The 20,684-nt window shown below is 67.1% G+C and carries 22 protein-coding genes; 17 read left to right on the top strand and 5 right to left on the bottom strand.

Going from position 1 to position 20,684, the window contains the following annotated elements; genetic code table 11:
* The first annotated feature begins 46 nt into the window (after nt 1-46).
* Nucleotides 47-514, top strand: coding sequence for a thioredoxin-dependent thiol peroxidase (bcp, locus tag H8F24_RS09010; protein WP_197158659.1), 468 nt, complete (start codon nt 47-49; stop codon nt 512-514).
* Here bcp and H8F24_RS09005 read toward each other — a convergent pair.
* Nucleotides 484-1,254 (bottom strand): type III pantothenate kinase, encoded by a 771-nt coding sequence (locus tag H8F24_RS09005; protein WP_197171823.1) that lies wholly within the window; start codon nt 1,252-1,254, stop codon nt 484-486. The genes bcp and H8F24_RS09005 overlap by 31 nt on opposite strands.
* Nucleotides 1,241-2,002 carry a phosphoadenylyl-sulfate reductase gene (locus tag H8F24_RS09000; protein ID WP_197171821.1) on the bottom strand — a complete coding sequence of 254 codons (762 nt, stop codon included), beginning with the start codon at nt 2,000-2,002 and terminating at the stop codon, nt 1,241-1,243. The genes H8F24_RS09005 and H8F24_RS09000 overlap by 14 nt, the downstream gene beginning before the upstream one ends.
* A gap of 178 nt (nt 2,003-2,180) precedes the next feature.
* Between H8F24_RS09000 and H8F24_RS08995 the strand changes: the two genes are divergently transcribed.
* The 8 genes from H8F24_RS08995 to H8F24_RS08960 all read left to right on the top strand — a co-directional run bounded on the left by H8F24_RS08995 (nt 2,181) and on the right by H8F24_RS08960 (nt 11,839).
* Nucleotides 2,181-3,401, top strand: a complete 1,221-nt coding sequence (locus tag H8F24_RS08995; protein ID WP_231598200.1) for an NAD(P)/FAD-dependent oxidoreductase — start codon at nt 2,181-2,183, stop codon at nt 3,399-3,401.
* A 5-nt stretch (nt 3,402-3,406) separates the two neighbouring features.
* Nucleotides 3,407-4,069, top strand: coding sequence for an HAD-IA family hydrolase (locus H8F24_RS08990; RefSeq protein WP_197171817.1), 663 nt, complete (start codon nt 3,407-3,409; stop codon nt 4,067-4,069).
* The gene (gene hflX, locus H8F24_RS08985) at nt 4,066-5,748 is read left to right on the top strand and encodes a GTPase HflX (RefSeq protein ID WP_197171815.1); all 1,683 of its coding nucleotides are present in this window, start codon (nt 4,066-4,068) and stop codon (nt 5,746-5,748) included. The genes H8F24_RS08990 and hflX overlap by 4 nt, the downstream gene beginning before the upstream one ends.
* Entirely contained in the window at nt 5,745-7,556 is a 1,812-nt protein-coding gene (locus H8F24_RS08980; protein ID WP_197171813.1) for an SLC13 family permease, read from the top strand. The genes hflX and H8F24_RS08980 overlap by 4 nt, the downstream gene beginning before the upstream one ends.
* 69 nt (nt 7,557-7,625) lie before the next feature.
* A complete protein-coding gene (locus H8F24_RS08975) occupies nt 7,626-8,261 on the top strand; it encodes a peroxiredoxin (RefSeq protein ID WP_197158652.1) in 636 nt (211 codons plus the stop codon).
* Nucleotides 8,262-8,295: 34 nt separating this feature from the next.
* Entirely contained in the window at nt 8,296-9,705 is a 1,410-nt protein-coding gene (locus tag H8F24_RS08970) for a TrkH family potassium uptake protein (RefSeq protein WP_197171812.1), read from the top strand.
* Nucleotides 9,706-9,953: 248 nt separating this feature from the next.
* Entirely contained in the window at nt 9,954-10,658 is a 705-nt protein-coding gene (locus H8F24_RS08965; protein WP_197158650.1) for a TrkA family potassium uptake protein, read from the top strand.
* Nucleotides 10,659-10,663: 5 nt separating this feature from the next.
* Nucleotides 10,664-11,839, top strand: coding sequence for an anhydro-N-acetylmuramic acid kinase (locus H8F24_RS08960; RefSeq protein ID WP_197171810.1), 1,176 nt, complete (start codon nt 10,664-10,666; stop codon nt 11,837-11,839).
* Between the two features lie 7 nt (nt 11,840-11,846).
* On the opposite strand, the gene H8F24_RS08955 is transcribed toward H8F24_RS08960, so the two are convergent.
* Nucleotides 11,847-12,164, bottom strand: a complete 318-nt coding sequence (locus tag H8F24_RS08955) for a hypothetical protein (protein WP_197158648.1) — start codon at nt 12,162-12,164, stop codon at nt 11,847-11,849.
* 140 nt (nt 12,165-12,304) lie between these two features.
* Here H8F24_RS08955 and H8F24_RS08950 point away from each other — a divergent pair, with 140 nt between their 5' ends.
* Together H8F24_RS08950 and H8F24_RS08945 are read left to right on the top strand one after the other, a co-directional pair.
* The gene (locus H8F24_RS08950; RefSeq protein ID WP_231598199.1) at nt 12,305-12,550 is read left to right on the top strand and encodes a hypothetical protein; all 246 of its coding nucleotides are present in this window, start codon (nt 12,305-12,307) and stop codon (nt 12,548-12,550) included.
* Nucleotides 12,551-12,642: 92 nt separating this feature from the next.
* Nucleotides 12,643-12,870 carry a hypothetical protein gene (locus H8F24_RS08945; protein WP_197158647.1) on the top strand — a complete coding sequence of 76 codons (228 nt, stop codon included), beginning with the start codon at nt 12,643-12,645 and terminating at the stop codon, nt 12,868-12,870.
* On the opposite strand, the gene H8F24_RS08940 is transcribed toward H8F24_RS08945, so the two are convergent.
* Nucleotides 12,848-13,072, bottom strand: a complete 225-nt coding sequence (locus tag H8F24_RS08940; protein WP_197158646.1) for a hypothetical protein — start codon at nt 13,070-13,072, stop codon at nt 12,848-12,850. The two genes, H8F24_RS08945 and H8F24_RS08940, sit on opposite strands and share 23 nt — an antisense overlap.
* A gap of 160 nt (nt 13,073-13,232) precedes the next feature.
* On the opposite strand from H8F24_RS08940, the gene H8F24_RS08935 reads away from it, so the two are divergent.
* The 3 genes from H8F24_RS08935 (at nt 13,233) to H8F24_RS08925 (ending at nt 15,835) form a co-directional block, all read left to right on the top strand.
* A complete protein-coding gene (locus tag H8F24_RS08935; RefSeq protein WP_197172183.1) occupies nt 13,233-14,990 on the top strand; it encodes an ATP-binding cassette domain-containing protein in 1,758 nt (585 codons plus the stop codon).
* A gap of 173 nt (nt 14,991-15,163) precedes the next feature.
* Nucleotides 15,164-15,385 carry a hypothetical protein gene (locus tag H8F24_RS08930; protein ID WP_197159387.1) on the top strand — a complete coding sequence of 74 codons (222 nt, stop codon included), beginning with the start codon at nt 15,164-15,166 and terminating at the stop codon, nt 15,383-15,385.
* Nucleotides 15,386-15,586: 201 nt separating this feature from the next.
* Nucleotides 15,587-15,835 carry a hypothetical protein gene (locus H8F24_RS08925; protein WP_197158644.1) on the top strand — a complete coding sequence of 83 codons (249 nt, stop codon included), beginning with the start codon at nt 15,587-15,589 and terminating at the stop codon, nt 15,833-15,835.
* A 150-nt stretch (nt 15,836-15,985) separates the two neighbouring features.
* On the opposite strand, the gene H8F24_RS08920 is transcribed toward H8F24_RS08925, so the two are convergent.
* On the bottom strand, nt 15,986-17,119 hold the full coding sequence (locus tag H8F24_RS08920) for a trypsin-like peptidase domain-containing protein (RefSeq protein WP_197158643.1): 1,134 nt from the start codon (nt 17,117-17,119) through the stop codon (nt 15,986-15,988).
* 275 nt (nt 17,120-17,394) lie between these two features.
* On the opposite strand from H8F24_RS08920, the gene H8F24_RS08915 reads away from it, so the two are divergent.
* The 3 genes from H8F24_RS08915 to hrpB are packed head-to-tail and all read left to right on the top strand — an operon-like array spanning nt 17,395 to nt 20,678.
* Complete coding sequence (locus H8F24_RS08915; RefSeq protein ID WP_197158642.1) at nt 17,395-17,667, top strand: DUF2973 domain-containing protein; 273 nt, start codon at nt 17,395-17,397, stop codon at nt 17,665-17,667.
* Nucleotides 17,668-17,710: 43 nt separating this feature from the next.
* Nucleotides 17,711-18,094, top strand: a complete 384-nt coding sequence (locus H8F24_RS08910; protein ID WP_197158641.1) for a hypothetical protein — start codon at nt 17,711-17,713, stop codon at nt 18,092-18,094.
* A gap of 4 nt (nt 18,095-18,098) precedes the next feature.
* On the top strand, nt 18,099-20,678 hold the full coding sequence (gene hrpB / locus H8F24_RS08905) for an ATP-dependent helicase HrpB (protein WP_197171808.1): 2,580 nt from the start codon (nt 18,099-18,101) through the stop codon (nt 20,676-20,678).
* Nucleotides 20,679-20,684 lie beyond the last annotated feature (6 nt).

Genomic DNA, 20,684 nt, shown 5'->3' with positions numbered 1-20,684 from the left:
CTGGGGGTCCGCTTCTAGGCTCACCCCCTCCGAACTCCGCCCTGCCATGGCCCTCCAGATCGGTGATCCCGCACCAGATTTCACGCTGCCCGACCAGGAGGGCAAGTCCGTGAGCCTGGCGGACTTCCGCGGACAACGCGTGGTGATCTACTTCTATCCCAAGGACGACACGCCGGGCTGCACCAAGGAGGCCTGCAATTTCCGCGACCAGTGGAGCAGCTTCAGCGCCAATGGCATCACGGTGCTGGGCATCAGCAAAGACGGCGCCGCCAGCCATGCCAAGTTCATCGACAAGTACACCCTTCCCTTCACCCTGCTCAGCGATGCGGAGCCCTGCCCGGTGGCCGAGGCCTACGGCAGCTACGGCCTCAAGAAGTTCATGGGCAAGGAGTACATGGGCATGATGCGCCACACCTTCGTGGTGGACCCAGAGGGGAAGATCGAGCTGGTCTACCTCAAGGTCAAGGCGGAGGAAATGGCCGATCAGATCCTTGGAGATCTCGGTCTGGCCTGAGGGTCCTCCAGCTGCACCAGAGCCTCCAGGCAGAGATTCGGGGCATGGATGAGCTGGAGCGGTGCTGCCGCTGGCATGGCCGGCTCGATCAGGGGCAACAGCTGGGCCCCGTCTCCACCGGTGAGCCAGAGGCGGCATCCAGGACAGACAGCCACAGCTTCCGCAGCGGCCGCCACCACCGCCGCCGCCAGACCCCGCACCACGCCTTCGGCCATGGCGGCGGCGGTCTCCTGGGGCCAGGCTGCAGCAGCGCCAACTGGGGAGCTGTTGCTAGGGATCGGAGGCCATGCCTCCATCCGTGGCAACCGCGCTGTTCCTGCCGCCAGCGCCCGCAGCTGCAGGGCGACACCGGCCTGAAGGCGGCCGCCTCGAAAGCGGCCGGTGCCATCCACCAACGTGAGGCTCAGGGCCGTGCCTGCATCCGCCACCAGCACGGGCCTGTGATCCTGCCGCCAGGCCCCCCACCCCGCCAGCGCCCGATCCACACCCAGCCAGGCAGGCATCTCCCGCAGCGGAACCTGGCTCAGATCCAGCCGCGGGGCACCGGCCAGTCCGGCCATTGCAGTGGCCGGAACGGGCCCGACCGCCGCCCAGGCCCTCAGGCCGCCCGCCGGAAACCCAGCCTCAGGCGTGGTGTGGCAGAAGCGCAGGGCGGCACCTGGTTCGGGCGGTCGCTGGGCCCAGTGCCAGCGGCTGTTGCCGATCAACAACCAGCTTGCCAGCGGCTCAGATGCCCTCACCCATCAATCCGGGCAGATGGATGCCACATTCCTGCTTGAGCCCCCCAAAACGCGTGGCCCGGCCAATGGTGCTGCCATCGTCGGGGGCACTGGAATGCCAGTCGCCCACGGTCGTGTAGCCCTGTTCGAACAGCGGATGCTGGGGGAGACCGTGCTCCTCCATGTAGTAGTAAACGTCGCGATTGCTCCAGACCAGCAGGGGCCGCAACGACCAGCGCTGGCGGATCGGATCGAGCACCTGCATGCTGCGGCGGTGATCGGTCTGGCCACCCCGCACACCGCTGGCCCAGCAGCGCACCTGCAGCTCAGCGAAGGCACGGTCCAGCGGTTCCACCTTGCGGATGCGGTGATAGAGCTCCAGATCTTCGACACGGCCGGTTTCCCAGAGCCGGCCATGCAAGGCCTCCATCCGGGCCGGCGACAGCCCCGACTGCGCCACGTGCAGGTTGAGGCCCAGACGGGCCGTGAGCTGATCGGCGTAGCGATAGGTCTCGGGCGGCAGGTAGCCGGTGTCCACCCAGATCACTGGGATGGAGGCACCGCCATCCAGACGGCTCAGCATGTGCAGCAGCACCGCCGACTGGATCCCGAAGCTGGTGGTCAGCGCAAAACCGTCCTGAAACCGATCGAAGGCCCATTGGAGACGCTCCTGGGCCTTGAGCGGATCCAGGTCGGCACGGGCCGCGGCCAGATCGATCGACCGCCCCGCCATGTCAACGGGGAGGGTTGCGGCGGGGGCAGTCACCATGACTCCATCATCGCCCCCGATGGAACGGCTGGTTAGGGTGCCGATCGGGCACGTCTGGATCAGGACACAGGTTTTCCAATCCTGCACCCATCTCCCTCCCCGCCCGCATCAACAGCTCCCAACCTCGCCAGCGGCCCACCGTCCGAGCCCTCCCCATACCCGACCCAGCGTGTCCGACGTGAGCTCCGATCCCATCGCACCTGACACGTCGTCGGCCACAGGATCCATCGATCGCAGCATCGTGATCGTGGGTGGCGGCTTCGGTGGCCTCTACACCGCCCTGGCCCTGGCCCAGCACCGCGATCACCCGCCGATCCTGCTGATCGAACCCAACGAGCGCTTCGTCTTCCAGCCCTTGTTGTACGAATTGCTCAGTGAGGAGATGCGCAGCTGGGAGATCGCCCCCCGCTACGACAGCCTGCTGGCCAGCCGCGGCATCGCCTGGCTGCAGGACCGGGTGGACCAGGTCGACACCGAACAGCACACGCTCAAAACCCGCAGCGGTCATGAACTCCGCTATGGCCGCCTGGTGATCGCCAGCGGCGGCCAACCCGCCACCTTCAACGTGCCAGGCGCCCTCGAGCACGCCCTCTTCTTCCGCACGCTTCATGACGTGGAACGGCTCCAGGGGCTGGTGCGGCAATTGCGGCAGCAGGCGCTGCCGTTGCAACGCCTGGCGATCGTGGGGGCTGGCCCCAGCGGTGTGGAGCTGGCCTGCAAGCTGGCTGATCTGCTCGGCGGCAGCACGCTGATCGAGCTGATCGAACAGGGGGAGGATCTCCTGCCCCAGGCCCGCTCCTTCAACCGCGAACAGGCGCGGCTGGCCCTGCAACGCCGCGATGTGCGCCTGCGCTGCCGCAACCGGGTGCGGGCCATTCATCCCGGCGGCCTGGATCTCCTTCTGCCGGAGCCGGGCAACGAGGCCGGTCGGCAGGAACGTCTGCCGGCGGAAGCGGTGATCTGGACCGCCGGCTTCCAGGCCCGCCCACCGGCCCTCAACCCGCCCGTGCCAGGCGACCGCCTGGGCCGCCTGCCCGGCCAGCCTGACCTGCGGCTGCAGGGGCATCACGACGTCTTTGTGATCGGCGATGGCGCCCATGTGGCCGACGAGGACGGCGAGCCGTTCCCCGCCAATGCCCAGGTGGCTTTTCAGCAGGCCCCCTGCCTTGCCGCCAACCTGCTGCACTCCCTGGCCGGCGAACCGCTGGACTCCTTCCACTGGAACGACCTGGGCGAGATGATCAGCCTCGGGCTCGGCGAAGCCAGCCTCACCGGTGGTGGTTTCACCTTGGCGGGCGCCGCGGCCTTCCAGTTGCGGCGCCTGGCCTACCTGACCCGACTGCCCGGCCTGCCCCTGCAACTCAAGGTGGCGGCCGGCTGGCTCACCGATGGACGCTGAGCGCGATGCAGGCTGACCTGAAGACGGCCGCAGCCTGGCCCCGGCCGCGGGCCCTGCTGCTCGATGCGATGGGCACCCTGATCACCCTGCGCCAGTCGGTGGGGCACACCTACGCCGCCGTGGCCGCTGAGCACGGGCTCACGGTGGAGGCGACCGCCATCGACCGGGTTTTCGGCGAGATCTACCGGCAGGCTCCACCCCTGGCCTTTCCGGGCCTGGAGGGCGCCGAGCTGCTGGCCGCTGAACGGCAGTGGTGGGGGGAGCGCATCTCAACGGCCCTGCACCAGGCGGGCGGCGTGGTGGCACCACCAGAACTGCCATGCGCCCTGTTCGAGCGTTTCGCCGATCCAGCCCTCTGGATGGTCTACGCCGAGGTGCCGGACTGTCTGGCCCGCTGGCAGACCCTGGGGATCCGCCTGGCCGTGGTCAGCAATTTCGACCAGCGTCTCCAGGGCCTGCTGGAGGGGCTGGGCCTGACCAGCTGGCTGGAAGTGGTTGTGGTGTCCAGCAGTGCCGGGGCCGCCAAACCCTCGCCGCTGCCATTCCGGCAGGCGCTCCATCAGCTGCAGCTGGAGCCCGGGCAGGCCTGGCACGTGGGGGACAGCCCGGAGGATGAGCTGGGAGCCGCCGCTGCCGGAGTGCGCTGCCTGCGCCTGGATCGGTCTTGAAACAGGGTGTTCTGGTCGGACGCACCGAAGGGTTGCGCCCCGCCCAGCGGCGGCAGCTGGAGCGCCTCTGTCATCGCCGCCATCGCCCGGACGAAACGGCCGACACGCTGGGGCTGCAGCGCCTGGCGGGGCTCAGCCACGAGCTGGAAACCCCGCTGACCCTGCTGGTGGACGGCCGCGGCCTTGGCCGGCTGCTGTGGGTGGGCCCCCTGGAAACCTCAGGCCGGCTGCTGGAGCGGCTGCCGGGATCGAGCCGGCGCCTGGGGGAAGACTGGCGGCTGCTCACCTGCTGCGGCCGCAGCCGCAAGCTCGAACCCGGTACCCAGGAAGGGATCGTGGGGCTGGATCTGGCGCCGCGGCTGTGGCTGCGCTTCGCAGACCAACCCGCGGCCGGGGGGCACTGGCCAGCCGGCCTGTTCGTGCCCAGCGGAGCCGGGCAGCCCTGGCAGGGCCTGGAGGAGGGGGATCTGGGCGATCTGTGCGGCCGTGATCCCGCCAGCCTGCCCTGCGCCTCCACCGCCCCTGCCGCCATGGCGCCGGGCGATCGGCCTTCAGCCAGGGGAGCGCCATCCGCTGGGCAGGAGCGGGTTCTGCTGCTGGTCCTCACCCCGAATGACCAGCAGCAGGCCAGCCGGGAGATCGCCGAGCTGGAGGGGCTGGTCCGCAGCGCCGGGGCCGAACCGGTGGGACTGGTGACCCAGCGCCGCCGGCAGGAGTCCCCCCAGAGCCTCTGGGGCGAGGGCAAGCTCAGCGAGGCCGCCCTGGAAGCGCGGCGGCTCGGCGCCAGCCTGGTGGTGACCGATCGGGAACTCAGCCCGGTGCAGGGCCGCAACCTGGAGCGGTTGCTGGATCTGCCGGTGAGCGACCGGAGCGAGCTGATCCTCGACATCTTTGCCCAGCGGGCGGCCAGCGCCGCCGGTCGTTTGCAGGTCGAGCTGGCCCAGCTGCGCTACCGCCTGCCACGGCTCACCGGCCGGGGCCAGAGCCTCTCGCGCCAGGGGGGCGGCATCGGCACACGAGGACCGGGCGAAACCCAGCTCGAGAAAGACCGGCGCGCCATCGCCCGCCGCATCGACCACCTCCAGGCCAAGCTGAAACAGCTGAGCGCCCACCGGGCCCGCCTGCGGCAGCAGCGCCACGGCCTCCGCCGGCTGGCCCTTGTGGGCTACACCAACGCCGGCAAAAGCTCCCTGCTCAATGCCCTCACCCGCCGCCAGGGCGATCAGGCAGTCGTGGCGGAGAACAAGCTGTTCGCCACGCTCGATCCCACCACCCGCCGCATCGACCTGATTCCCGCCACCGGCCCACCTCTGGCGCTGCTGGTCACCGACACGGTGGGCTTCATCCGCGATCTGCCGCCGCCCCTGATCGAAGCCTTCCGCTCCACCCTCGAGGAGACCCTCGATGCCGATGGCCTGCTGCTGGTGGTGGACCTCAGCGATCCAGGCTGGCCGGAACAGATCGCCACGGTGAACGCCATTCTCGATTCGCTCGGCAGCTGCGTTCCACGGAGACTTGTGGCCAACCAGATCGATCGCTGCCCGGCAGGGGAGCTGGAGAGGGCTCTGGCCCTGGAGCCGCAGGCCCTGTTCGTCTCAGCCACGGCAGGGCTGGGCCTCCAGGGGCTGCGGACGGCATTGCAGGATTGGCCGGATTCCTCGATCGAACGCCTGTCATGAGTGCCCTGCTTCAGACGGCACTGCACCCCCAGGCGCTGATCACCCTGGTCGTGTTTGCCCTGGCGATCGTTCTGTTCATCACAGGCTGGCTGGCACCGGAGGTGACCGGACTGCTGGCTGCCGGCCTCTTGATCGCCACGGGAGTCCTGAAGCCCGCAGAGGCAGTGGCCGGGTTCGGAAGCACCGCTCTGATCACTCTGATCGGTCTGTTCGCCCTCTCAGCTGCCCTGTTTCGCTCCGGCGCCCTGGATCGCCTGCGGGGTCTGATCGGCTCGGATGCGGTGCGCAGCCCCAAGCGGATGATCACCCTGATGGTGGCGGTGGTGGGACCGGTGTCGGCCTTCATCCCCAACACCCCGATCGTGGCCACCCTGCTGCCGGTGATCGAAGGCTGGTGCCATCGCCACCGGATCGCCCCCTCCAAGGTGCTGCTGCCCCTCTCCTTCGCCACGGTGCTGGGGGGAACCCTCAGCCTGCTGGGCAGCTCCGTGAACCTGCTGGCCAGCGATGTGAGTGAGAAGCTCGGTTACGGAGCCTTCGATCTGTTCACATTCACAGGCATCGGCCTGGGGGTCTGGCTGGTGGGCGGAACCATGATGGTGCTGCTGGCCGATCGCTTCCTCCCGAACCGAGGTATTGATGACGACGATCTGGTGGGCAGCTTTGCCAGGAGCGGATACCTCACCGAGGTTCTGATTCCAGAGGGCTCCGAGCTGGTGAACCAATCGCTGCACCTGAGCCGCCTGCAGCGCCGCTTTGACGTGGACGTGCTCGAACTGCACCGCGGCAACGAGCGCTTCCTGCCCCCCCTGGCGGATCGCAGCCTTGCGGCGGGTGATCGCCTGCTGCTGCGTTGCAGCCGCGACGATCTGCTGCGGCTGCAACAGGACCACACGATCAGCCTGGCCCCGGCCAGTCAGGATGAGGAAGAAGGTGCTCGGATTGATCCGGGCAGCCAGCGCACTGTCGAAGTGTTGCTGCCCTCGGGATCGACCCTGACAGGAGACTGCCTACGGGATCTTCGGTTTCGCCAGCGGTACAACGCCACCGTCCTGGCCCTGCGCCGCGGCAATGCGGTGCTGCGCGAACAGCTCGGCCAGGCGGTGCTGAGGGAAGGCGACGTGCTGCTGCTGCAGGCGCCCCGGGATGCCATCCGCGGCCTGCAGGCCACCAACGACCTGGTGGTCCTGGAGCAGCTGGAAAAGGATCTCCCCACCGTGAGCCGCAAGCGCTACGCCATTGTGATCGCGGCGCTGGTGATCCTTCTGCCCAGCTTTGAGCTGATGCCGCTGGTGGCTTCGGTGCTGCTTGGCACAGTGGCGATGGTGGCGACGGGCTGCCTCCGGCCCGGCGATCTGCAGCGCTCGATCCGTCTGGACGTGATCCTGCTGCTGGGCTCCCTGGCCAGCTTCAGCGTGGCTCTCGAGAAAACGGGGCTGGCTGAAGCGATCGCCACGGCCCTGCTGAGTGGCTTACACACCTGGTCGGTGTTCTGGGCTCTTGTGGTGGTGTTCCTGTTCACCACCCTGCTGACTGAAGTGATGAGCAATGCGGCCACCGTGGCCCTGCTGATCCCGATCGGAGCCCAGCTGGCCAACGGACTCGGCCAGCCACCGATGGCCTTCATTTTCACCGTGTTGTTCGGGGCCAGCCAGAGCTTCCTCAGCCCTGTGGGCTACCAGACCAATCTGATGGTGTTCGGCCCTGGCCGCTACCGCTTCCTCGACGTGGCTCGCTATGGCCTTCCTCTGACAGTGACCATGACCCTGCTGGTCCCCTGGCTGGTCTGCCGTCAGTTCAGTCTGTAGCCGGTCGCAGAGATGCCGCTGCTGTGCCACGATCGGCAACTGGCCTTCCCTTGCCACACTTCTCTGATCATGGCTCTGCAGCTCGGCGACACCGTTCCCGATTTCACCCAGGATTCCCAGCTGGGTACGATCAATCTCTACGACTTTGCCGGCAACAGCTGGGTGGTCCTGTTCTCCCACCCCGCCGACTACACCCCAGTCTGCACCACGGAGCTGGGCGAAGTAGCCCGTCTTCGCCCGGAATGGGAGAAGCGCAATGTCAAGACGATCGCCCTGAGTGTCGACTCAGCCGAGAGTCACAAGGGCTGGATCGGTGATATCAATGAGACCCAGAACACCACCGTCGACTATCCGATTCTGGCGGATGCCGACAAGTCGGTGAGCGACCTGTACGGAATGATCCACCCGAACTCCCTCAACAACCTCACCGTGCGGTCGGTGTTCATCATCGACCCCAGCAAGAAGCTGCGCCTGCAAATCACCTATCCCGCCAGCACGGGTCGCAATTTCGACGAAATCCTGCGCGTGATTGATTCACTTCAACTCACCGATTCCCACCAGGTGGCCACACCGGTGAATTGGAACGATGGCGACGACTGCGTGGTGGTGCCCTCCATTCCCACCGAAGAAGCCCGCACCAAGTTCCCCAAGGGCGTCACCGAAGTGAAGCCCTATCTGCGCATGACCCCACAGCCCAACAAGTGATCGGATCCTGATCCGAGAGCCAACCCCTCCTGCCATGGCGCCACGCCCAAAGCGTCCCCCAGGGCATCGCTACCGCTGGCATCAGCGTCTCAGCGTTCCCCAGTTCACGGCGATCACCGGACTTCTGGTGATCGCTTTCGGAACGTTCATCCTGGCCTCACCGCTCTGCTCCACCAAAACGGTGGGGCTCTGGGAAGCCCTGTTCACCGTGACCTCCGCGATCACGGTGACCGGCCTTTCGGTCATTGATGTCGGAACCGAGTTGACCCCTATCGGGCAGGTGGCTCTAGCGGGTCTGATCATCACCGGTGGGCTCGGGCTGATGGCGATCACAACCTTTCTGCAGGGGTTCGTACAGGGGCACTCCGGCCTGAGGCACCGGCTTGACAAGGGCCGGGCCCTTGATGAATTCGGGGTCGGCGGCATCGGGCCGACCTTCCGGTCAATCCTGATCACAGCCGGCTGCGTGATGGGGATCGGCACCCTGATCCTGTTCAGCTTCGGCTTCAACGACATCCCCAATCTGGGGGAACGCCTCTGGGCCTCGATGTTCCACTGCATCAGCGCTTACAACAACGCTGGTTTCGGATTATGGAGCGACAGCCTGGTGGGCTACCGCAGCAATCCGGTGGTGAATCTGGTGATCGCCAGCATGATCGTGATGGGCGGTCTTGGATGGAGAGTCACCAATGATCTCTGGGTCAATCGCTTCCGCCTGCGACGCCTGAATCGCCTGAGCATGCACACCCGTCTCGTGATTCGCAGCACGATCGGTCTGATTCTGGTCGGGACTATCGGCCTTCTCCTGACTGAGCATCTCGATACCGAGGGGCTTCTGATGCAGAAGCTCGATACCCTGGACAAACTTCAGGTGAGTCTGTTCCAGTCGATCACCACACGCACCGCTGGCTTCAACACGATTCCGCTCACCACCAGCACGCTCTCCGATGCAGGCCTGTTGCTGATGATGGGGCTGATGTTCATTGGCGCCAGTCCCGGTGGCACCGGTGGCGGCATCAAAACCACCACCTTTGCGGCCCTGATGGCAGCCACCCGCTCCACCCTGCGAGCTGAAGACGGCGTGGTGGTGCGCAATCGCGAGATTCCAGCCAAGGTCGTACTGCGGGCCGTCGGGGTCACCCTGGCCTCGCTGCTGTTCGTTCTCGGGATGGCCCTGCTGCTGGCCCTCGACAACATCGGCGGTGGCGGCAGCGCCGAGACCGAGGCCTTCACCTTCCTTGAAAAACTGTTCACCTGCGTCTCCGCCTTCAGCACCGTGGGGCTGGATGTGGATGTCACAGTCCACCTGGATCGCTGGGGCCAGGCGGTCTTGATGGTGGGCATGTACGTCGGCCGACTGGGAATCCTGCTTCTGCTCTCTGCGTTCTATGGCAGTCGCCCTCAGACTCGGGTCAAGTATCCCAAGGAAGAGCTCTACATCTGAACCGTCGAACCAGCACCGACCAGCCAGGCCCCATCCAAACTTCTCCTGCGACCAGTGCAGGCAGACAGGCGAAACAGGCTGCCTAAACAGAAGCCCAGACCACGCAGCCAAGTCAGAAGTCCCAGGCAGACAGCCAATCCAGACGGCCAATCCAGACAGCCCATGCGGACAGCGAAACCTGACGGAGCTTCCGCACGCACCACCCCCACCGACCACACCAACCACACCGACCAGAGGATGCAGCGGGAATGAACCAGTGGTGGCAATGGCAGGGAAGCGAGGATCGCTTCGAAGACAGCTTCGCCGTGATCGGGGTGGGACGCTTCGGCGGTGCCGTCTGTAAGTCGCTCGCCAGCGCTGGTGCCGACGTGCTGGCGATTGACAGCAGTCAGCGGGCCATTGACGAGTTGCGTCAGGCCGATCCGGGCATTGAGGGTCGGGTGGTGGACTGCACCGATGAAGAGGCCCTGCGGGCCTCGGGAGTGCTGGATCTCGGCACGGTGGTGGTGGCGATCAGCGAGCCCCTCGAGGCCAGCATCACCGCCACCCTGATCGCCAAGGACAGCAGCGACAGCCGCGTCAAACACGTGATTGCCCGGGCCACCAGCGATCTGCACGAGAAGATGCTGCGCCGGGTCGGCGCCGACCGGGTGGTGTTTCCCTCGAAGATGCAGGGAGAACGCCTGGGGCTGGAGCTGGTGCGTCCGAACCTGCTGGAACGCCTGCGGCTGGACGACCGCAACAGCATCGAGGAGATCAAAGTGCCCCGCGCCTTTGTCGGGCACTCCCTGCGGGACATCAACCTGCGCAAGAACTACAACGTCAGCGTGCTGGCGGCCGGCCCCCAGAACCAGCTGACCGTCAACCCACCGGCCTCCCATGTGCTCAATGAAGGCGAACTGCTGGTGGTGATGGGCACCAGCACGGCGCTGGAAGCGCTTCCCTCCACCTGATCGCCATGCGCGTGGTCGGCCTGATGAGCGGCACCAGCGCCGATGGCGTGGACGCGGTGCTGGCCGCCTTCTCAGGCCCGCCCCAACGTCCCCGCTGGCAGTTGCTGGGGCGGGCCTCCGTTCCCTATCCCGACGACCTCCGCCAGCGACTGCTGGCGTTGGGCCAGGGAGCCTCGTGCACCTCGGCGGAGCTCCTTGACCTGAGCGAGGCCGTGACCGAGGTGCAGGCCGAGGCGGCCCGCCATGCCGATCCCGGTGCCACAGCCGCTCTGGTGGGCTGCCACGGTCAGACGCTCTGGCACCGCCCCCCTACGGGCGATCGCCGTGGCGCCAGCCTGCAGCTGCTGCAGGGCCCGTTGCTGGCTTCCCTGCTGCAGCGACCGGTGGTTCACGACTTCCGGGCTGCCGATCTGGCCCTGGGGGGGCAGGGGGCGCCGCTGGTTCCCTCCTGTGATGCGGCACTGCTGGGCAGCACCGGTGGCTGGCGCGCCCTGCTCAACCTGGGAGGCATCGCCAACCTCACCCTGCTGCCGCCCCGCCACGGTCCCGATCGCCACGCGTCGATACGCGGCTGGGATTGCGGCCCGGCCAACACCCTGCTGGACCTGGCCGTGGAGCAATTCAGCCAGGGACAGCTGAGCTTCGATGACGGGGGCGCCTGGGCAGCACGCGGCAGGGTGCAGACAACGGTGCTGGAGCGCTGGCTGCAGGAGCCCTATCTGCTCCTGCAGCCACCCAAGTCGACCGGCCGGGAATTGTTCGGCCAGGCCGACCTGCAACGCCGCCTGGCGGACCTGGCCCAGAGCAGCGCGGCTACCCGCGACAGCACCGACTTCGCCGCCGACAGTCTCGCCACCCTGACGGCCTTCAGCGCCGCGGCCGTGGCCCAGGATCTGCAGCGCGGTCCACGGCCAATCGAACTGCTTGTCGCCGGAGGAGGCGGCCGCAACCAGACCCTGATGCGGGAGCTGCGGCGCCGCTGCCGGGGCATGAGCGTGCGACCCCTGCAGGAGCTGGGCATCGGCGATCTGGAGAGGGAAGCCCTGGCCTTCGCGTTGCTGGCCTGGTGGCACCAGCAGGGCCACCCCGGCTCCCTGCCAGCGGTGACCGGCGCCCGTCAGGAGGCCGTGCTGGGGACTTGCGCCAGGCCTGCAGGGCTGTCACCTGATCGCTGCGGCTGATCCCGCGTCAAGCGCGAGGGCGGAACAGCCGTAAGCGGCGGGTTCTCTGAAGCCGTTGGCCTCGATTCTGCTCCTGACGTACGAGGGCCGCACGAAAGCGATCGGCCTGGACCTCGCTCGGCAGCAGACCGGAGTCGCCGGCCAGAAGCTGCTGCCGCTCCATCCGCTCCACACCCTGCTGGATCAGCACCCGCGCCATGTTGCTGACGGTGCGGGAATCCCGCTCCGCCAGAGCCGTGAGCCGGTCGCATAGATCCTCAGGCAAGACCACCTGAATCCGCGGCGACTTGGAGCGGCCACTGGAGGATGTCTGTCGGGTAGGCACGGCGCAGTGGAGGGTGGATGGCTCACCGGCGGAGACGCCCGGACAAAGGCCGCACTGGACAGCACCAATGACCACCAGTGTACAAACACACCCTTGGGTAGTATCCAAGCCTATGCTGTAGCCAGACCCGGCCCTCGGCCATGGCGCCTCGCTCCAACGGCCCCACCACCACCTCCGCCCAAAGCAGTGGTGATGTGCTGGTATCAGCCGTGATCAGCCCCTACCTGCTCACCCACCTGCACCACGTGCTGCAACGGGCGGAATTCGGAGCCCGTCAGGACGGGCAGAGCAGCCTGGCCGCCAACTACGCCCAGCTCCGCCAGGTGCTCTGCCAGGAAGCCCGCAGCCTCAAGGGCGAAACCGCCGACAACGAGGCCAAGTCCTGAGTGCCCTTCCCTACGGAACGCGAACAACCGCGTCCCAGGGCACACTGTGGGGCACCTCCACTGCATAGGGTCAAGCCATCCGTGGCCGAGCGATGAGCAACGCACCCCAGCTCTACGCGCGCATCAGCGCCGATGCGGCACTCACCCAGGACCTGTTCCGCCAGGCCCTGCAGGACCCCAGCGGCGCCCTGCAGAGGATCGTGGCGCTCGGTGAGGCCGAAGGTCTGCCGGTGAGCCCTGAGGAGGTGAAGGCCCACATCGCCAGCCTGGAGGACGGCGACACCAAGCAGTGGCTGGTCAAGGCGCGGGGCGGACTGTGATTCCGGCCAGGGGAACGGAGCCCCTCGGCACCCCGGGATCGCGGGATCGGGACTGGCTCGAACCTGGCGGACTGACAGGGATCTCTCCGGGGCGGCGCTGGGCCCCACCACCCTGGGCCCAGCTGAAGAAGAGCCAGTAACTCACGATCGCCAGACCTGCCGCCACCACCAGAGCGGCCACCTGCTCGAGGCGCTTGATCATCCCAACGAGCAGCCGAGGTTCTGAAAACCACTTTGCCGGACGCTGATCCGGTGGGCGGATCTCAGGGGTTCCGGTCGGGAGGATGGCCAGGGATGATGCAGGCAACGCACCGGAACCGGCAGGATTCCGTGGCTCCTGCCGTACCCATACCCACGCCGCCGTGCTTCGTCTCGAACGGATCAGCAAGATCTATCCCACCGGTGAAGTGCTGCGGGATGTCACCTGGGAGGTGAAGGCCGGTGAACGCATCGGCCTGGTGGGCGTGAACGGTGCCGGCAAATCCACCCAGATGCGGATCATTGCCGGCCTGGAGGAGGCCAGCGGCGGCCAGGTGGTGAAACAGGGGGAGCCGCGCATCGCCTACCTCCAGCAGGAATTCGATGTCGATCCCGAGCGCACCGTGCGCGAAGAGCTGTTCCAGGCCTTCGGCGAAGCGGCCCAGGTGCTGATCCGCCAGCATCAGGTTGAGCACGACATGGCCAGCGAGCAGGCCGCCAGCGATCCCGATCACCTTGATGAGCTGATCCACGAGCTCGGCCGGCTGCACAGCCGCTTCGAGGCCCTGCACGGCTACGAACTCGACGCCCGCATCGACAAATTGCTGCCCACGATCGGCTTCACCCCCGAAGGCGCCGAGCTGCTGGTGGGCGACTACTCCGGCGGCTGGCAGATGCGCATCGCCCTGGGCAAGATCCTGTTGCAGGAACCGGATCTGCTGCTGCTGGATGAGCCGACCAACCACCTGGATGTGGAGACGATCCAGTGGCTGGAGAGCTACCTGATCGAGCAGAGCGCCGCCCTGGTGGTGATCAGCCATGACCGCACCTTTCTCGATCGGGTCTGCACCCAGATCGTGGAGACCGAACGTGGCGTCTCACGGACCTACCTGGGCAACTACAGCCAGCATCTGGAGCAGAAGGCGCTGGAGCGCGAGGCCAGTCAGGCCGCCTTCGATCGGCAGCAGAAGGAACTGGCCAGCCAGCAGGCCTATGTCGACCGCTTCCGGGCCAGCGCCACCCGCTCCACCCAGGCCAAGAGCCGGGAAAAGCTGCTTGAGAAGGTCGAACGGATCGAAGCCCCGATCGAGAGTGTCTCCGGTCCACGCTTCCGCTTTCCCGAAGCCCCCCGCTCCGGGCGACTAGTGGCCGAGTTCCGCGATCTCACCCACAGCTATGGCGACAAGATCCTGTTCCTCGGCGCCGAACTGGAGGTGGAGCGGGGCGATCGGATCGCCTTCGTGGGGCCGAACGGAGCCGGCAAGTCGACCCTGCTGCGGCTGGTGATGGGCCTGGAGGCGCCGGATGAGGGCCGGGCCGGGCTGGGTGAGCACAACGTGATCGCCGGCTATTTCGAGCAGAACCAGGCCGAAGCCCTCGACCTCAACAAGACCGTGATCGACACCGTGTTCGAAGCGGTACCGGACTGGACCCAGACCCAGGTGCGCTCCCTGCTGGGCAGCTTCTGCCTCAGCAATGAGGCGGTGTTCAAGGAAGCCGGCAAGCTCAGCGGCGGAGAGAAGGCACGCCTGGCCCTGGCGCTGATGCTGCTGAAGCCCTGCAACCTGCTGGTGCTGGACGAGCCCACCAACCACCTCGACATCCCCGCCAAGCAGATGCTGGAAAACGCGCTGCAGGAGTACGAGGGCGCGGCCCTGCTGGTCTCCCACGACCGCTACTTCATCTCCCGGGTCGCCAACCGGATCGTCGAACTGCGCGAGGGGGAGCTGGTGGTCTACCGGGGCGACTACGCCTACTACCTGCAGAAGAAACAGGAGGAAGCCGAAGCGGCCCGCCAGGCCCTGGAGACGGAAGCCCGAACCCGCAAACAGGCCGCCAACCGCGAGAAGCAGCGCGAGCGCCTGCGCAACAAGCAGGCCAGCAAGAACGATGGCGGCAAGCAACGACAGCCGGCCTGCTGATTGCCGGCTTTGCAGGCAGACGGGCTCTTGCCGGCCGGCCGGCCGGCCGACGGAGGAACCTCAGCGCGGAGCTGGAAAACACAACTTCATAGACGAGTAAGCAACTCGACCCATTTCGCTGGTGTCCAGCGCGATGTGTGCATAGCCTGACCTTACGTCGTTGAGAGCAGCCCATGAGCGTCGAGCTCTGGTCCACGGGACTTGGTTCCCGCACCGGGATTCCTTCCTCCCATGCCGGGACAGCCGAGGCTGGTGCTGCGGCGACGCCGTCGCCGCAGCACCACGAGGAGACCTGGGATGCCATGGAGGTCTATTTCGAGTGCATCACCACCTGCTCCCTCGACGATGGTGAATGCGTCACCCGCTGCGTTGAGGAACTGCGGGAACACCACTGAGCCAGAAGACGAGGCGTACCACAAGACCGGTCGCCCACCACTGGCCCGAACACCGGCAGCCAAGGCCCAGAACTGCCGTCAAGGGGGATGGCGCAAGGGTTTGCTGACGCGTTTTGCTTATCCGTGTCGCAACGGCTACGCGGAGCCCTGAAACACTTTGTAGCGTTGCGCCAGTTTCACGAGCCCCCTGGGGCTTCAGCCATGTCGGAACCCCTCACCCTCAGCCTTGGGCAGAAGTTCGAGCTTGAGCGCATGACCCGAGCCATCGACGCCACGGGTGACCCCCAGGCCCTGCGTGGTCTGGCCAAGCAGCTGCTCCAGGCCTGGCAAAGCCAGAAGGCGGCCACCCAGTGGGTGATGCGCCAACAACTCGGCGCGCCCTCCGCCTTCCTCGGCGGCATGAGCACCATGCCCGAGACCAGCGAGCCTCAGGGATTCGATGTGCTCTGAGCGCGGCGAAGGTCGTGGGCGTCATCCTTTCAGGACCTGACGCCCCGTCCACGACGCCCCCTCCACAAACCACGACATTCCTGACGCCAACCACAACCTGCCCACAGCGCAAGAGAGGCTCAGAACGCAAACGTCGAGAACGCTGCCCTGTCAGCGCGCCGAGAGACTCCCCAGCTCAACAGGGGTCAGGTCGAGTTCGAGCCGCCTTCCCTGGCGATCAATCCTCAGGTTCAGAGGCCGACCTACGCCGATCCGCTCGACCACACTCACCAACTGACTGGGCTCTGTGACCGGCTGACCATCGGCCACCACGATCACGTCACCCTGCCGAATCCCCACCCGAGCGGCTGGACCTCCCGGCATCACGGAGACCACACGCACACCCCCAGCCGCCGATCCACCCTGGCCCGGCCGTGAAGCTTCCAGGCCCACACCGATCATCGGGTGGCTCACCCGACCACTCTGCACCAGCTGGCTGGCAATCTCCCGGGCCCGATTGATCGGGATGGCGAATCCCAGACCGGCACCAGGGCCCGAACGCACCAGGGTGTTGATGCCGATCACTTCTCCATCGGCGTTGAGGAGAGGCCCGCCGGAATTGCCGGGATTGATCGCCGCATCGGTCTGAATCAGATCCAGCCGCTTATCCGTGATGCCGAGCTTGCTGGCATTGCGGTTGAGATTGCTGATGATCCCCAGGGTCACGGTGTTATCCAGCCCGAAGGGATTACCCACGGCAATGGCCCAGTCGCCCACCTGAAGGGCATCGGAATTGCCCAGCGCCACCGCAGGCCAGGGCCCTCCTCCGATCAACTGCACCACGGCCAGATCCGTCACCCTGTCCAGACCAACGACCTTGCCCTCGACCCGACGGCCGTCCTGCAGACCCACCAGCACCCGATCGCTCTTGTCAACAACGTGGGCATTGGTGAGGATCAGGCCGTCGGCCCGATAGATCACGCCACTGCCCTGGCCTCTCTCCGTTCGCTGGGACGGGGGCGCGGCCTGGGGAACCCCGAAGAACTGCCGGAAGAAGGGGTCGGCCAGCAGCCCACGGGGCAGCCCACCACCGCCACCCGGTACCAGAACGGTGCGCTCCGTGTCGATCGTCACGACGCCAGGGCCGGCGCGACGCACGGCGCTCGCCACGAACGACTGGCGCGTCAGGGCTGCAGCGGCGGCCCCCTGCGCCAAGGCCGCCGTTGGCAGCAGCGGCAGGGTCACCATCACCGCTGCAAGGGTGACTCCGGGCCAGGCCAGCGAATGCAAGGGAAAGCGGCGCATCACTCGAACTCCGCGAACGGCGCAGATCAACGCAAACCGTAGGAAACGTGGCCCACTCAGACGAGCCGTGCAAACCGCCAGGCGATCCGGCTACGATCAATGAAGTTTTCTATCGATCCATGGACACGTCACGCCTGCTGCTGGCATTCCTTGCTTTCGGAGCGGCCTGCACCACCCTCTGGGCCTGGATGCTGGCCAACGCCACGCCTGACACCTCCACAAGCAAGCGATGATGGATCCGCGATCGGATCCGGCGATTCGTCGCATCCGATCGAATGGACGTCTTCACCAAGCTGTTTCCCTACCTCTACGGAGCCTGCTTCCTGCTGCTGCTCTGGCAGGCCTTCCAGGTGATGGCCCGTGGTTTTCGTGCCGTACCCCGCCCTGGCGACCGCAGCGCTGCCGGCACCACCAGTGGCGATCGCACCGGCCGGCTCACCATTCATCCGGAACTGCTGGATGCCGAAGGTCAGCTCACCCGTGAGGATCTGCTCACGGTGCGCTTCAACGGCGACAACGAGCGCCCAGGGACCGAGGTCGACAACTGAATAGGCTCGCAGGTGTGATCGTGCATGCCGGCGGAGGCAGACCGTGGACCAGAGAACTCGAATCGTTGGTGCCGTGCTCCGGGGTCTGAAGCTCCCACCCCGCTTCCGCCTCAAGCTGGTCAAGGAAGATCCCGTGCGGCTGGAGCTCACCATGACCCCGGCCTATGGGCAGGATCCGGTCCGGGTGGGCGTGATCGAATCCCAGGATCTGGTGGCCCGGCGCGACCGCGAAGGCCGTGTGCCTCGCGATCTGCAAGGCACCTGGGACTGGACCGTGTGGCACGGGAAGGTGTCGACAGGTGGCTGGAATCCCTATCTCAAGGAAGCCCTGCAGACCATGTTTGAAACCGGCCTGCCGGCGATCGTCTACGAAGAGAAGACCGGCGAGGGCTATCACCCCGTGGATGGAGTGCGGCACGTGCGCTGAGCCCATGCCGCGAGCCCGCTCTTCCCCTGCAGCACCTGCAGCCCTACTGCCGATCGACGGGCTGCTCGGCGTGATCGAAACGGCGCTGAGCCCTCCAGGGTCCACCCTGCTGCTCCAGGCACCGCCCGGTGCCGGCAAAACCACGCGGGTGCCTCTGGCCCTGATGCACGCCCTGCCCGCGCAGGGAATCGTGATGCTGGAGCCCCGCCGCCTCGCGACCCGCGCCGCCGCCGAACGTCTCGCCAGCTCCCTGGGGGAAGCGGTTGGGGAACAGGTCGGCTACCGGGTTCGCCTTGAACGCCGTTGCTCCAGCCGGACCCGACTGGAGGTCGTGACCAGCGGCCTGTTCCTGCGGCGCCTGCAGAGCGATCCGGCCCTGGAGGGCGTGGGGTTGGTGATCTTCGATGAATTCCACGAGCGCCAGGCCGACGCCGACCTGGCCCTGGCCCTGTTGCGACAGGCCCGCGCCCTGCTGCGCCCGGACCTGCGGGTGCTGGTGATGTCGGCCACCCTGGATCTCGAGCCGCTCGCCGCCGAGCTCGATCAGGCTCAGGTGCTCACCAGCGAAGGCCGCAGCCATCCGGTGAGCGTGGAGCACCAGCGCCCCCGTGAATCCGAAGCGATCGAACGGCAGGTGCTGCGGGCCCTGGAGCAGCAGTGGCTGCCGCAACGTCACGCTGGTGAAACCGCGCTCATCTTTCTGCCCGGACTGCGGGAGATCCTGCGCACCCAGCGGCTGCTCGAGAGCTGCCCCTGGAGCCAGCAGGTCGCCATCTGCCCCCTGCACGGATCCCTGCCGCTCGAGGCCCAGCGCCAGGCCATCGCCCCCGCCGATCCCGACGGCGCCAAGCTGGTGCTGGCCACCAGCATTGCCGAGAGTTCCCTCACGATCGAAGGGGTACGGCTGGTGATCGATGCGGGCTGGTCGCGCCGCAGTCGCTTTGATCCGGCCACGGGCATGGATGGACTGGTCACCGTGCCGGCCAGCCAGGCCAGCGCCGAGCAGCGGCGGGGCCGCGCCGGCCGACTCGGGCCAGGCCATTGCCTGAGGCTGTGGTCGCCAGCCGAGCAGCAGCGACGGCCCGCCTTCGATCCGCCGGAACTGCTGGAGGTCGATCCCCTGCCGATCGCCCTGCAGCTGGCCCAATGGGGAGCGGGGCTGGGGGAAGACCTGGCCTGGCTCACACCACCACCGCTGGCTGGCCTGCAGGAGGCGCGAAGGCTGCTGGAGCAGCTCGGAGCCCTCGATCAGAGCGGCGCCCTCTCCGATCACGGCCGTGCCCTCAGCGCCGTGGGACTGCACCCGCGCCTGGCCCATCTGCTGCTGAAGGCCAGCGGCGCGGGGGATCTGGATCTGGCCTGTGATCTGGCGGTGCTGCTGAGCGAACGGGATCCGCTCGATCGCCAGGAGCATGGCAGCGACCTGCTGCGCCGCCTGGCCTGGATGCGGCCCCAGGGCCAGGGACGGAGAGGGTCAGGCCCTCAGCAGCGGCTGCACCAGCTCGCCGCCGAACTGCGACGGCAGGTGAGAGCTGCAGCGGCTCCCCCTAGCGGCGCGGACCCAGGGCCAGCAGATCTGGAGTGGCGAGCGGCGCGCCTGATCACCTGGGCCTATCCGGAGCGGATCGCCCTGCGCCGCCCTGGAAGCCCGCATCGCTACCAGCTCCGCAGCGGTCGCGGCGCCACCCTCCATCCCAGCGACCCTTTGGTCCTGGCCGAAGCCCTGGCGGTGGCCGTCCTGGACGGCCAGGGACAGGACGCGGCGATCCGACTGGCCGTGCCTCTGCCTGCGGCATTGCTGGAGGAACTGGCTGTGGACCAGGGTGTCAGCATCGAAGAGGTGCGCTGGGACAACACCGCCCAGCGGGTGCGCTGCGAACGCAGCCTGCGCCTCGGAGCCGTGGTGCTGGAGCGCAGCCCCTGGCCCGAGGCCGATGAGGACCGGATCCGACAGGCGTTGCTCGAAGGCCTGCGGCAACGGGGACTGGAGGCCCTGCCCTGGGGGGCGAGGAGCCGGCAGTTGCAGCAGCGGCTGCTGCTGGCCCACCAGCACCTGGGCTCCCCCTGGCCTGACTGCAGCGACCAGGCCCTGAGCCAGACGCTCGAAGACTGGCTCGGCAGGCACCTGCAAGGGGTCCGCAGCCTGGAGGATCTGCAGCGGCTGGATTTGTGCGAGGTGCTCTGGGCAGACCTGGACTGGACGCAGCGGCGTCTGCTCGACGACTGGCTACCGCAGCAGCTGACGGTGCCCTCCGGTCGGCGAATCCATCTCACCTACCAAAACGGGGAGGCGGTGCTGGCGGTGAAACTGCAGGAGATGTTCGGCTGCCGGCAGACTCCGACCCTGCTTCAGGGACGGCTACCCGTGACCGTGCACCTGCTCTCGCCAGCCGGGAGACCAGCCGCGATCACCCGCGATCTGAGTGGGTTCTGGGACCAGGGCTATGCCGAGGTGCGGCGCGATCTGCGGGGCCGCTATCCGCGCCATCCCTGGCCGGAAGATCCGCGCCAGGCCCAGGCCACGGCCCATACCAAGGCCCGCCTGGCACGGGAGCAGGCTGCCCGACCAGCGCCGCAGGGCTGAGCGTCT

The organism is Synechococcus sp. CBW1002 (genome assembly GCF_015840915.1).
Lineage (GTDB): Bacteria > Cyanobacteriota > Cyanobacteriia > PCC-6307 > Cyanobiaceae > CBW1002.
Note: the sequence above shows the minus strand (reverse complement) of the source record. Positions and strands in the feature narration are given on the sequence as shown.